The 13,281-nt window shown below is 70.8% G+C and carries 8 protein-coding genes and 3 pseudogenes; 8 read left to right on the top strand and 3 right to left on the bottom strand.

Annotated features, from left to right (window positions below):
* Positions 1–69: 69 nt before the first annotated feature.
* The 3 genes from P1K31_RS00050 (at position 70) to P1K31_RS00040 (ending at position 2,503) form a co-directional block, all read left to right on the top strand.
* On the top strand, positions 70–345 hold the full coding sequence (locus tag P1K31_RS00050) for a DUF8044 family membrane protein (protein ID WP_276304220.1): 276 nt from the start codon (positions 70–72) through the stop codon (positions 343–345).
* Positions 346–347: 2 nt separating this feature from the next.
* On the top strand, positions 348–1,421 hold the full coding sequence (locus tag P1K31_RS00045) for a DUF4350 domain-containing protein (RefSeq protein ID WP_276304219.1): 1,074 nt from the start codon (positions 348–350) through the stop codon (positions 1,419–1,421).
* Between the two features lie 71 nt (positions 1,422–1,492).
* A complete protein-coding gene (locus P1K31_RS00040; RefSeq protein WP_276304218.1) occupies positions 1,493–2,503 on the top strand; it encodes an AAA family ATPase in 1,011 nt (336 codons plus the stop codon).
* A 203-nt stretch (positions 2,504–2,706) separates the two neighbouring features.
* On the opposite strand, the pseudogene P1K31_RS22200 reads toward P1K31_RS00040, so the two are convergent.
* The 3 genes and pseudogenes from P1K31_RS22200 to P1K31_RS00030 form a co-directional block, all read right to left on the bottom strand.
* A pseudogene (locus P1K31_RS22200) lies at positions 2,707–3,387 on the bottom strand (DUF7982 domain-containing protein); the annotation flags it as partial.
* 74 nt (positions 3,388–3,461) lie between these two features.
* A pseudogene (locus tag P1K31_RS00035) lies at positions 3,462–3,890 on the bottom strand (DUF8163 family membrane protein); the annotation flags it as partial.
* A 24-nt stretch (positions 3,891–3,914) separates the two neighbouring features.
* Positions 3,915–5,318, bottom strand: coding sequence for a DUF58 domain-containing protein (locus P1K31_RS00030; RefSeq protein ID WP_276304215.1), 1,404 nt, complete (start codon positions 5,316–5,318; stop codon positions 3,915–3,917).
* Positions 5,319–5,891: 573 nt separating this feature from the next.
* On the opposite strand from P1K31_RS00030, the gene P1K31_RS00025 reads away from it, so the two are divergent.
* The 5 genes and pseudogenes from P1K31_RS00025 to mutL all read left to right on the top strand — a co-directional run.
* The gene (locus P1K31_RS00025; RefSeq protein WP_276304244.1) at positions 5,892–7,424 is read left to right on the top strand and encodes a DUF4129 domain-containing protein; all 1,533 of its coding nucleotides are present in this window, start codon (positions 5,892–5,894) and stop codon (positions 7,422–7,424) included.
* A gap of 38 nt (positions 7,425–7,462) precedes the next feature.
* The gene (locus tag P1K31_RS00020) at positions 7,463–8,434 is read left to right on the top strand and encodes a DUF1616 domain-containing protein (protein WP_276304213.1); all 972 of its coding nucleotides are present in this window, start codon (positions 7,463–7,465) and stop codon (positions 8,432–8,434) included.
* Between the two features lie 131 nt (positions 8,435–8,565).
* Positions 8,566–9,609, top strand: coding sequence for a glycosyltransferase family 2 protein (locus tag P1K31_RS00015; protein ID WP_276304212.1), 1,044 nt, complete (start codon positions 8,566–8,568; stop codon positions 9,607–9,609).
* A 75-nt stretch (positions 9,610–9,684) separates the two neighbouring features.
* On the top strand, positions 9,685–12,357 hold the full coding sequence (gene mutS, locus P1K31_RS00010; protein ID WP_276304243.1) for a DNA mismatch repair protein MutS: 2,673 nt from the start codon (positions 9,685–9,687) through the stop codon (positions 12,355–12,357).
* A gap of 72 nt (positions 12,358–12,429) precedes the next feature.
* Positions 12,430–13,050, top strand: a pseudogene (mutL, locus tag P1K31_RS21825) (DNA mismatch repair endonuclease MutL); the annotation flags it as partial.
* Positions 13,051–13,281 lie beyond the last annotated feature (231 nt).

The raw sequence follows: 13,281 nt of genomic DNA, 5'->3' as shown, positions 1-13,281 counted from the left end.
GTCGGTCCGACTCGCCGTCCCGCCGGTCGCCCCCGATAGATTCGTATTGGATGCGCCTGATGAAAAGGTATGGCTACGGCTCGACGGATGAGATTCGTCTCGGGGCACCTCGCGTGGACGCTCTGCGTCATCGTAGTCCTCGCGGCGCTCGGCGCGCTGGCGCTCGATCTGGTGTTCGTCCTCTCGTATCTCGGCTTTCTCGTGCTCATCGAGGTGACCGCGCCGGTGAACGCGACGACGGCGTGGCGACGCCGCCTGCGCTGGTTCGTCGTCCTCGGCCTCGTCGCGTTCGCGTACCTGGTCGTGCGGCGGGTGCTCGCGCTCCTCCCGCAGGGGGTGGTCTGACGGTGGACCTCGACATAGATCCGCCGCGCGCGGCGCTGCTCGCGTTCGCCCTCGTCGTCCTGCTCGGCGTGGGGACCGCCGCGGGTACCTCGGGCGCGTCGTTCGGACTCTACAACTTCGGGTGGAACGGCGCGAGCGAGCTGAGGACGCTCTCGGAGGAGGCCGACGCGCAGCCGACGGTCGTCCGCTCGACGACCGAGTACGACCGACTCCGGGCCAACGGGACCGTCGCGATCGTGCTCTCGCCCGACGAGCCCTACGAGACGAACGAGAGCGCGCGGCTCCGCACGTTCGTCGAGCGCGGCGGGACGCTCGTGGTCGCCGAGGACTTCGGCCCGCACGGGAACGACCTGCTCGCCTCGCTGAACGCGAGCACGCGGGTCGACGGCCGGACGCTTCGCGACGAGCAACACCACTACCGCTCGCCCGCGCTCCCCGTCGCGACGAACGTCTCGAACGAATCCGCGGTCGGGACGGAGAACCTCACCCTCAACTACGGAACCGTGCTGCGGCCGAACGGCGCGACGGTGCTCGTCTCCAGTTCCGGGTACGGCTACCTCGACGCGAACGGGAACGAGAGACCGGACGAGGGCGAGCCGATGGAGAGTCACCCCGTCGCGACGAGCGAGCGCATCGGCGACGGGCGCGTGATCGTCGTGAGCGACGCGAGCGCGCTCATCAACGCGATGCTCGACCGCCCCGGAAACCGGGCCTTCGTCGCGGCGCTCCTCGCGGAGCATGACCGCGTCGCGCTCGACTTCTCGCACGCGGAGCGGTTCCCGCCGCTCGCGGTCGCGGTCCTCGCGCTGCGCGAGTCGGCGGCGCTCCAGGTCGCCCTCGGAACGCTGCTCGTCGGCCTCGTCGGCGCGTGGGCGCGGTGGCCGACGCTGCGAGGACGGGGCGTCGTCGCCGACCTCGCGGCCGAACTGGGGCTGGCGCGCTCGCGGCCGGACCCCGCCTCGATACGACTCGACCGCGGCGAGGTTGTCGCGTACCTCGCGGACGCTCACCCCGAGTGGGACGAACGGCGCGTCGAACGGGTCGCGGACGCCGTCGTCGAACGACGCGACGGATAACTCTCCTACTCGAGAAGGTTTCCGTTCAGTTTATATAAGGTTTAAGTCCTCTCGAAATTAACCCCGAAGGGATGAACACGCGCGATCCCGCGGAGTTCTACTCGGAGCTCCAGTCGGAAGTCGGGAGGGTCCTCGTCGGGAACACTGACGTCGTCGAGGGGCTGGCGATCGCACTCCTCACCCGCAGTCACGTCCTGCTGGAGGGGGTGCCCGGCGTCGCGAAGACGACCGTCGCGAACCTCTTCGCCCGGGCGAGCGGCCTCGACGTCAACCGCATCCAGATGACCCCCGACATCCTCCCGGCCGACATCACCGGAACGCACATCTACCGGGAGGCGACCGGGGAGTTCGAACTCCACCGGGGACCGGTGTTCGCGAACGTCCTCATCGCCGACGAGATCAACCGCGCGACGCCGAAGTCCCAGAGCGCGCTCCTCGAGGCGATGCAGGAGCGGAGCGTGACGATCGAGGGGGACACGCTCGAGCTTCCGGATCCGTTCCTCGTGGTGGCGACGCAGAACCCCATCGAGATGGTCGGCACGTTCGAACTCCCGGAGGCCCAGCGCGACCGCTTCCAGCAACGACTCGTCATGGACCTCCCCGAGCGCGACGAGGAGCGACAGATCCTGGACGAGTTCGACGAGCAGCCGACGCTCGGCCCCGAGGTCGTGGAGGCGATCACGTCGCCCGACGAGCTGCGGTCGTACCGCGAACGCCTCGACGACGTCTACGTCGCGCCCCCCGTCAAGGAGTACGTCCTCGACCTGATCGCCGCCAGCCGCGACCACCCCGACGTCCGGCACGGGACCTCCCCCCGCGCGTCGCTCGCACTGCTCAACGCGTCGAAGGCGCGCGCGTTGCTCCGGGATCGGTCGTACGTCATCCCGGACGACGTGAAGGGCCTCGCCCACCAGGTGATCGCCCACCGGCTCATCCTCCACACCGACGCCGAGCTGAGCGAGGCGACGGAGAGCGACGTCGTCGCCGACCTCCTCGAACGGGTCGATCCCCCCGGGAGCGTCTCGCTCGACCGCCACAACGGGCTCGACGCCGGGGAGCGGGTCGTCGAACCGATGGAGTGAGCGACGGCCGCCCGACGGTCAGCGCGCGCCGTCCGTCTCCGCGTCCGCGTTCGTCCCCGCCTCCGCGTTCGACGGCGAACCGTCGCCCGCCGCCTCGTCCTCCGCCGCCTCCCACGAACAGACGACGAGCGCGTCGTACCGCTCGTCGTCCGGTTCGACGACGGAGAGGAGATCGGCCGCTGGAGCGTCCGCGCGACGGCGACGGCGACGAGCGAGGCGATCGGGTTGTCGAAGCTGTCGACCGGGTCGTACGCCGGGCCGGCGACCCCGACGCTGACGCGACCCCGGCGCGCGTCGACGTCCGCCTCGGCGCGCTCGACCAGTTCGAACTGATCGACGAGCGCCGAGGCGAGCCGGGGCGCGAGCGAGGCCGCGTCGCCGGGCGAGCGGTCGAGCGTGTCCTCGAAGAACTCCGCCAGCGGGAGTCCCGTGGGCGTCAGCGCGAGGCCGCGCTCCTCCCCCCGCCCGGCGAGCACGAACGCGGTGTCGAGGTCCTCGTCGGCGGGGACGTCGTAGCTCGCGAACTGCGGGACGAACAACCGGGCGTCGCCGGAGCGGGGAACGTACACCCGCTCGTTCGAGAGTTCGAGTTCGCCGACGATCGTCGCCACGTCGTCGGCCAGCGTCCGATAGACCGCCTCGCCGATCCGCGCGGGGATGAACCGCTCGGGCGTGAGGAAGTAGGTGAGCACGCCGGCGAAGACGCCGGTTCCGCCGAGCGCGTAGAGGACCGTCCGCGACCCGGGGAAGAACGCCCCGCCGAGGAGGGCGAGCGCTCCGATCGCGCCGAACGCGATCGCGGTCTGTCGGTACCGCGTCCGCATCGCGTCGCGGTAGGCCTCGCGGAGCCGCCGGTTCTCGGCGGCGAGGAGTTCGACCCGCACGGCGAGTTCCTCCGCGTCCGCCGCGTCGGTCGGATCGCCGCCCCGCGCGTCGGTCGCCCCGTCCGCCTCGACGCTCACGCGTCCACCTCGACGAGTCGGAGGCGCACCAGTTCGTAGCGGTAGAGCGCGTAGGCGACGATCGCGACGACGACGGCGGTCCCTGAGGCGGTCTGCCAGAGCGGGAACTGCGCGGCGAGCGTCGGAACGCCCGCGGCGACGAGCGCGAGCGCCCCGAAGGCGACGAGTGCCTCGGCCGGCGCGGCCGCGTCGCGGAGCTCGCCCGCCAGCGCGCCGGCGAGGCCGAGGATCACGAGCACCCCGGACGGCCCCGGCGGGACCGTCCCGGGGACGAGCGCGCCGGCGAGGACGGCCCCGAACGCCACCGCGCCGAACCGGGTCAGGAACCAGGTCGCGCACAGCGCCGCGCCGGCGAACAGTCCGACGGGGGCGGCGACCGAGAGCCCGACCGCCGTCGTCGCGATCCCCGCGAGGCCGAGCGCGGACCACCGATCGCGCGGGGAAACCGGTCACGCACGGGCTCCACCTCGCCGGCTCGGGGCGGCCGACAGGACGGTTCGCAGTCGATCGCCCGGCGCGACCTCGAACGCGGTGACGTCGTGTAGCCGATCGAGCTCGCGGCGGAACCGCTCGAACTCGACGTACTCGCGGTAGGTCGCGTCGATCCGGTCCATCGTCCGCCGACCGAAGAGGACGGTCGGCGCGAGGACGACCACCACCTCGATGCCCCCGCCGACGAGCGATCGGACGGTGTCGAGGACGGCCGACCGATCGGCGTCGTCGGTCAGGACGAAGACGCGACCGCCGCCGAGTCGCGATCGGAGGGTTCCCGCGGCGGCGACCAGCGGCCGGTCGGCCGTCTCCACGACCCCCGAGGACAGGTACGCCTCGATCGTCCGTCCGAACGCGCCGTCGAGGACGGGGACGCGCCGGGCGGAGAGCGGACGGACGGCCGTCGCGGTCGACGAGCCATCACCCGCGGCGGTGAGTTCGTCGAGCCGCCGCTCTATCGTCTCGACGTACTCCCGTCTCGTCCCCGGCGACAGGCGGGAGGTGATCCCCCGATCGTCGACCGTGTAACAGCCGACCGGGTCGTCCGCCCGCACCGCGTAGTCCACGATGCTGTGGGCGACCGCCCGCAGGTAGTCGAGTTTCGTCTCGCCGGCGAGCCCCTCGCCGGTCGAGGAGCCGTGGTCGAACAGCAACACGGTCGACAGCGTCGTCTCGCTCTCGAACTCCCGGACCTGTAGCTGGTGGAGGCGCGCCGTCGCCTTCCAGTCGATCCGGCGGGCCGCGTCGCCCGGAACGTAACCCCGGACGCCCGCCGGTTCGGTCCCGGCGCTGAAACGGAGTCCCGGGTGCTCGCCGTAGGCGACGCCGACGTCCGCGCTCCCGCGTCCGACGTGGATCTCCTCCGGGGTGCGCGACCCGACCTCGACGGTCACGGGCTCGCCGTGGGCGAACGAGGTCCGGAACAGCCCGGCGGAACCGGTCGCAGTGACCGTCGGCGCGTCGAACGTCGCGCGGCCTGCGACCGGAAACGCGACGTCGAACGCCGTCTCAGCCTCGGTCGTTCCCGACGGGAGGCGTACGTCCCGGTCGGGGTCGGCGTCGGCCGTCACCGGGGGATCGGCCTCGACGCGAACGTCGAGGCGAGTCTCGCGGTCGGTACGGGCGGCGAGCGAGACGGTCACGGGGGCGTCGGTCACGACGTCCGCGTCGATCGACTGTTCGACGGTCAGCGCGTCGTCGAGGCGACCGACCGCGAGGACGAACGCGACCTGCTGGGCGATCGCCCAGGCACAGATCAGGACGCCGACGACGAGCGGCCAGACGCGGCCTGAGACGACGGCGAACGCCGCGAGGACGGCCGCGAGCGCGACGGCCGCCCAGTACCGTCGAGTGAATTCCATGTAATTACAACTAACTACCAATGTTTGAATCTACTGGTGAACTCGGGAATAAAATACATTTGCCGTGGGCGCGGAGTGAACCGTAGTGACCCGACTGACGCTCGCGTTGTGTGCAGTGCTCGTCCTCGCCACGGCGGCCGGAGCCGCCGGCCCGGGCGCGGCGACCGCCCCGCTACAGCAGGACGAGGCCGACAACTCGACGCAGACGACGCGACACGAGAACCCGAACGAAGCGAGTGGGGACGGCGACATGAGCGAGGTCGAGCGATACCTCGTGAACTCGCTCTCCGATCGCCTCGCCGAGAGCTCCGTCCGACTCAGCGAGGGGAGTACGAGAGCGCGGAGCGGCTCCTCGGCGACCAGTACGACAGCGAACTCAGTCGACTCATCGAGGTCTCGGGCGAGACGAACACGACCCGGACGTACGAGCGCACGAGGGAGAACCAGCGCGAGGTCACCCAGGGCGCCTCGCAGTACAACCGGACGCTGGAGCAGTACCGCGAGGCGCGAGAGGAGGGTAACGAGACGCGCGCGCGGCAGCTGGCGCGGAAACTCCAGCGGATCAGTGAGAACGTGAACGAGAACGCCGGGCAGGCGACCGAGGGCTACGACCGGCTCGGATCGCAGACCGGTCAGAACTTCTCGACGACGTCGCGCGCGACGACGAACGTCGCCGAGAACATCACGGAGCGCCAGGAGGAGGTCCGCGAGACGTCGTTCGTCGGGACGACCCTCGACGTGGAAGGCGACGGCGACGAGGCGTCGTTCACCGACCCCCTCGCGATCAGCGGCGACCTCTCGGCCGAGAACGGGACCGCGGTCGCGGACGAGGAGATCCGACTGCGCGTCGGCAACCGGACCTACGACACGACGACCGACGGTGACGGGGCCTTCGAGATAGAGTACCGACCCACGCAGATCCCGTCGAACGCGAGCGACGTGCGCATCGAGTACCTGCCGAAGCGAGGGTCGCCGTACTTCAACTCCACGGACTCGATCCCGATCTCGGTCGAGCAGGTCGAGCCGAACGTCACCGTCCAGCGGCGGCCCGATACCGCCTCGCTCGGCACGAACGTCACCGTCGCCGGGCGCGTCAGCGTCGAGGACCGCGGCGTCCGCGTCCCCGTTGCGATCAGGATCGGGGACGAGGTCGTCGCTCAGGGGATGCCGGCGGACGACGGGTCGTTCGCGACGACGGTTCGCCTGCCGGCCGACGTCCCGGCGGGCGACCAGCCGGTCGTCGCGACGGCCTCACGCCCCGGACGCGCGATCGCGCCGGGGAACGCGACGACGACGCTCGCCGTCGAGCCGACGAACACCTCGCTCGTCATCAACGCCTCGCGGGTGAACGAGAGCGCGGTCGCCGTCGACGGCCGACTGACGTCCGGTGACGGCCGCTCAGTCGCGAACGAGACGGTCCTGCTCGGCATCAACGGCACCGCGACGACCGAGGTTCGGACCGACGAGAACGGCACGTTCTCCGGGACGGTCCCGATCTCCGAGTCCCAGCGCGACGACGCGACGCTCGTCCTCGGCGCGCTCTTTGACGGGAGCGGGAAGAACCTCGAGACCGCCGAGGCGAGGGCGCGGATCGAACGGGGCACCGCCGAGGACTGGCTCGCCGACCTCGCGCCGGTCGCGGCCGGCCTGATCGCCGCGCTCGGCCTCGGAGCCTGGTACGCCGTGCGGCGGCGGCGCGAGGAGTCCGATCGGGAGCGGCCGAGCGTGAACGAGGCGATCGAGGAGCGCGACGAGGAGCCCGGCGAGCCGATCGGGGAGGTGGAGGGGACGGATCACTCGCTCGAACGCGCCCGCGAACTGATCGACCGCGGCGAGACCAACGAGGGAGTCGTCGCCGCGTACCTCGCGGTCCGCGAACGCCTTGCACGGCGCGCCGACGTCGACGAGGGACGCACGCACTGGGAGTTCTACGCCGAGAGCGCGGACCACGTCTCCGACGACGAGGCGGACTCGCTTCGATCCCTCACCCGGGCGTACGAGCGGGCCGCGTTCGCCCCCGGCCGCCTCTCTACGGCCATCGCCGAGCGCGTCCTCGACGACGCCGGTCGCTTCGACGCGACGAACGAGGAACCGACCGCGGACTGACAGGGGCGTTTTTATCCAAGCACGATAGACATAATACAATGTCCCTCAGGTTGCTCGTCCCGCGTCCGATCCGCGAACTCCCGGCGGATCTGGTCGCGGTCGTCGGACTGACGCTCCTCGCCGACGTCTTCGCCGTCGCCCCGGTGCTCAGCGAGACCCCGATACGCGTCGTTCTCGCGCTCGCGTTCGTGCTGTTCGTTCCCGGCTACGCCCTCGTGGCCGCGCTCTTTCCCGAGCGCGCCCCGGAGTCGGCGGAGGACGGCGACGGCATCACCGGCGTCGCGCGCGTCGCGCTCTCGATCGGGACGAGCGTGGCGGTCGTCCCGATGCTCGCGCTCGTGCTCAACTTCACCCCCCTCGGGGTGCGACTCGTCCCGATCCTCCTCGTCGTCAGCGCCGTCACGATCGCCGCGACGGCGGTCGCCGCGAGGCGGCGCGCTCGACTGCCCCCCGAGGAACGGTTCGCCGTCCCGTACCGGGAGTGGTACGGATCGCTCCGGGCAGGCCCGCTGCGGGCGGACACGCGAACCGATCGAGCGTTGAACGTCCTGCTCGCGCTGAGCGTGCTCATCGCCATGTCGGGGGTCACGTACGCGCTCGTGTCGCCGAAACAGAGCGATCAGTACTCCGAGCTCTACCTCCTGACGGAGGGCGAGGACGGCGAACTCGTCGCCGACGGTTACGACACCAACCTCACTCGCGGGGAGCGCGGATCGGTGATCGTCGGCGTCGAGAACCACGAACACGAGCGCACGAGGTACACGCTCGTCGTCCAACTGCAGCGCGTTCGGAGCGACGGGAACGAGACGACCGTCACGGCGACCCGCGAGGTCGATCGGTTCGACGTCTCGCTGGCGCACGACGAGGCGACGCGCGGAACGGTCACGTACGCGCCCTCGACGACGGGACGACTGCGACTGGTCTTCCTGCTCTACCGCGGGCCCCCGCCGCAGGATCCGTCGGTCGAGAACGCCTACCTGGAGACGCACCTCTGGCTGTCAGTCGAATGATAACGCACCCGTACATAAACAGTTTTCTTACTATATTTCAGCTCTAGATAAGCATTATATTAGATGAGTTGAAATGGAATGATAATGGGTCTGAATATCGGGAGTAGAGTAGCGATGGGTGAATCGAAATGGTGACGGTATCGACTCAGTCCCTGTTCCTGTTGGCGGTGGCCAGCCTCGTGTTACTGTGGGGCGTTCTGCGGTATCGGCGGCGCTTCGTGAAGATCGACCTGTACATCGCCGGTACGATCGCGCTCGGCATCTTCCTCGTCGGGTTCTTCCCGACGGTGTACGACGTCGTCGGGGCCGCCCTGGACATCGAGAATCGGGTCGTCACCATGCTGCTCGTCGGAAACCTCGGCTTCATCGCGTTCTGTCTCTACCTTCTCGGAACGCTCAGGGAGACGCGCGGAAAGCTCGGCGAGCTAACCCGGCAGCTCTCGATCGACAAGATGGCCGCCGAGCGAACGACGTACACGGACGGCGGTAACCAACCCACTATCCACGTCGTCATCCCGGCGTACAACGAGGAGAAGAGCATCAGAACGGTCGTCCAGTCGCTCCCGGAGGTAGTGCTCGACCACTACGTCGTTCCGGTCGTCGTCTCCGATGGGTCCGCCGACGCGACGGCCTCGCGCGCCCGCATCGAGGGCGCGATGGTCGTCGAACACCCCGTCAATCAGGGACAGGGCGGCGCGCTGAAGACCGGCTTCGAGATCGCGGCGCAGGCGGACACGGACATCGTCGTCACGATGGACGGCGACGGACAGCATCCCGTCGAGGAACTGGAGCGGCTGGTTCGTCCCATCGTCGACGGCGAGGCCGACTACGTGATGGGTTCACGGCACAAGGGCGTCGACAAGTCGGGGAACGGCACGGTTCGACGCGCGGGGGTCCGGGCGTTCACCGTCCTCGTCAACACGCTGACCGACGCGGACATCACCGACTGCACAAACGGGTTCCGCGCGATCCGCGGTTCGGACTTGGAGCGGCTCACGCTGACCGAGGAGCGGTTCAGCGCGCCGGAACTCATCATCGAGGCCCGGAAGAACGGCCTCCGCATCCGGGAGGTCCCCATCACCGTCGAGGAGCGCCAGGCGGGCACGACCAAGAAGCCGAGGCTCGGGTACGCGCTCGGGCTGACGCGGACGATCCTGACGACGTGGCTGCGCTGAGAGGAACGCAGATCGGGCCGTCGGGCGAGCACCCGAGACGCACAACACTTGTACCTCCGTCGCCCGTGTCCGGACATGGAATCGGTCACCGGGCCGCCCGCGAAGATGGCGGCGAACCGCGACGAGTTGACGCCGATGATGTCGCAGTACTTCGCGCTCACCGAGGAGTACGCCGACGCGCTCGTCCTGTTTCAGGTCGGTGATTTCTACGAGCTGTTCTGCGACGCCGCGGAGGAGGCCGCTCGCGTCTGCGAGATAACGCTCACCAAGCGCGAGGACTCGACGGGCACCTACCCGATGGCGGGCGTCCCCATCGACAACGTCGCCCCCTACGTCGAGGCGCTGCTCGACGCGGGCTACCGGGTGGCGATCGCGGACCAGATCGAGGACCCCTCGGAGGCGTCGGGCGTCGTCGAGCGGGCGGTGACGCGCATCGTCACGCCGGGCACCGTGCTGGAGGACGAACTCCTCGCAGCGGGCGGGAACACCTACGTCGCCGCGCTGGCGGGTTCGACCGAGAGCGACCGCGCGAGCGTCGCGTTCATCGACGTCTCGACCGGCGAGTTCCGCGTTACGAGCGCGTCGCCGACCGTCGTGCAGGACGAACTCGACCGCTTCGCTCCCGCGGAGGTCATCGCCGCGCCCGACCTCGGGCACGACTTCGAGGTGGACGGGATGCGAACGCCCTTCCGCGAGTCGGCGTTCGAGGTCGAGGCCGCCCGCGAACGCGTCGAGGCGTACGGCGCGAGCGAGGCCCTCCGCGACGCGGCGGAGGTGCGCGCGGCGGGGGCACTGCTCGCCTACGCGGAGTACACCCAGGGCGTCGAAGCGGGGGGACTGGCGTACCTCACGCGGATCGCGCGCTACGATCCGCGCGAGGGGATGCGACTCGACACGACCGCGCTCCGCTCGCTCGAGGTGTTCGAGAACCGCGAGGGGGGCGACGATCACACCCTGCTGGGCGTCGTCGACGAGACCTCCTGCGCGCTGGGGCGGCGGGAGCTCACCCACTGGCTCAGGCGGCCGCTCGTCGACCGCGAGCGGATCGAGGCGCGCCACGACGCCGTCGAGGAACTCGCGGGGCTGTCGCTCGTCCGCGAGGAGGTCCGCGAGTTGCTCAGGGACGTCTACGACGTCGAGCGGCTCATCACGCGCGTCTCCCGGGGGCGGGCGAACGCCCGGGACCTGCGCGCGCTGAAGGACACCCTCGACGCGGTGCCCGAGGTGAAGGCCGCCCTCGCCGACGCGGAGAGCGACCCGCTCGTCGAGCGCCGCGCGGCGCTCGACGAGCTCGAGGACGTGCGGGGACTGATCGGCCGCGCGATCCACCCCGAGCCGCCCATCGAGATCACCGAGGGAGGCGTCATCCGCGAGGGGTTCGACGAGGACTTAGACGAGTTGCGGGCGACGGAGCGCGACGGCCGCGAGTGGGTCGCCGACCTGGAGGCCGACGAGCGCGAGCGCACCGGCATCGACTCGCTGAAGGTCGGCTACAACGAGGTCCACGGCTACTACATCGAGGTGACGAACCCCAACCTCGACCGCGTCCCCGACGACTACACGCGCCGGCAGACGCTGAAGAACGCGGAGCGGTTCTACACGCCGGAGCTGAAGCGCCGCGAGGACGAGATCCTGGGCGCGGCCGAGCGCGCCGACGCCCGCGAGTACCGCCTGTTCGCCGAGGTGCGCGCGGAGGTGGCCGAGGAGGCAGCGCGCGTCCAGCGCGTCGCCGGCGTGCTCGCGGAGCTCGACGTGCTCGCAGCCCTCGCGCACGTGGCCGTCGCGCGGAACTACGTCCGCCCCGAGTTCGGCGCGGAGGGGATCCACGTCGAGGGGGGCCGCCATCCCGTCGTCGAGACGACCGAGGAGGCGTTCGTCCCGAACGACGCCGACCTGCGCGACCGGCGGGTCGCGGTCATCACCGGCCCGAACATGAGCGGGAAGTCCACCTACATGCGGCAGGTGGCGCTGATCGTCGTGCTCTCGCAGGTGGGGAGCTTCGTCCCCGCCCGGCGGGCGCGCCTCCCCGTGACGGACGCCGTGTTCACCCGCGTCGGCGCGAGCGACGACATCGCGGGCGGCCACTCGACGTTCATGCGCGAGATGGCCGAGCTCAGGGAGATCCTCCACCACGCCACCGAGGACTCGCTCGTCCTGCTCGACGAGGTCGGTCGGGGGACGAGCACGGCCGACGGGCGCGCCATCGCGTGGGCGGTGACGGAGTTCGTCCACGACGCGGTCGGCGCGACGACGCTGTTCGCCACCCACTACCACGAGCTGACCCGGATCGCCGCCGACCGCGAGGGCGTAGCGAACCTCCACTTCACCGTCGAGCGCGACGGCGAGGAGGTGACGTTCCTCCACTCGGTCGTCGAGGGGGCGGCGGAGGCCTCCTACGGCGTCGAGGTCGCCCGGCTGGCGGGCGTCCCACCGACGGTCATCGAGCGCTCGCGCGCGCTCCTCGCGGACGGCCTCCCGGGCGACGAGGAGCCGGGAGACGGCGGCGACGGGGCGATCACGCTCGCGGCGTTCGCCGGCGAAGAGGACCGCGAAGGGGCGGGCCCGAATCGCGACTCGGCGGCGCGCGACGGACGCGCGCGCGCCAACGGCTCCGGCGTCGGGAGCGACGCCGGCAGTGCGAGCGACGAGGCACCCGACGATCCGGCCGACGGCGCGACCGGAGACGCGGCCGGCGAGGGGCCGAACCGCCACAGCCGCAAGGCACATCCGCGCTCGAAGCCGAGATAGGCGGACTACACATCGCAGACATGACCCCGCTCGAAGCGCTGACCTACCTGCACGACCTGCAACGGAGGCTCGATGGCGACGATTGAACGACTCGACGAGGCGACCGTCGCGCGCATCGCCGCCGGCGAGGTGGTGACCCGGCCCGCATCGGTCGTGAAGGAACTCGTCGAGAACAGCCTCGACGCGGGCGCGGGAAGCGTCGAGGTGGCAGTCGAGAACGCCGGACTCGACCTGATCCGCGTCACCGACGACGGCCACGGGATGAGCCGCGAGGACGCCGTGCTCGCCGTCGAGCGCCACACCACGAGCAAGATCTCGGGCGTCGACGACGTGGAGCGCGTACGGACGCTCGGCTTCCGCGGCGAGGCCCTGCCGAGCATCGCGTCCGTCGCCGACCTCGCAGTGACGACGCGGGCCGCGGGCGAGGGGGCGAGCGGCACGCGCGTCACCGTCGGCGAGGGCGGGACGGGCGTCGAGGCAGCGGGCCACGCCGTCGGGACCACGGTCGAGGTGCGCGACCTCTTCGATCGCGTGCCGGCGCGCCGCGAGTCGCTGGGGACGCCCAAGCGCGAGTTCGCCCGCATCAGCGACGCCGTCTCGCGCTACGCGCTCGCCCACCCGGACGTCCGCTTCCGGCTCACGCACGACGAGCGGACCGTCCTCTCCGCGCCGGGAACGGGCGAGCGCGTCGACGCGCTGCTCGCCGTCTACGACCGCACCGTGGCGGGACAGAGCACGGAACTCGCCGCCGTCGAGGGCGGAGGTGACGAGGCGAGCGACGACGGCGACGACGGCGGTGGGGGCGGGAGGGACGATAGGGCCGACGGGGGTGATGGCGAGGGAAGGAGCGACGCCCCGGCCGTCCGCGTCGAGGGCGTGGCGTGTTACCCCTCCGTGACGCGCGCCTCCCCCGAGCACGTCTAC

The organism is Halomarina halobia (assembly GCF_029338575.1).
GTDB lineage: Archaea > Halobacteriota > Halobacteria > Halobacteriales > Haloarculaceae > Halomarina > Halomarina halobia.
The sequence above is the reverse complement of the archived record's forward strand: the minus strand, read 5'-3'. Positions and strand labels throughout refer to the sequence as shown.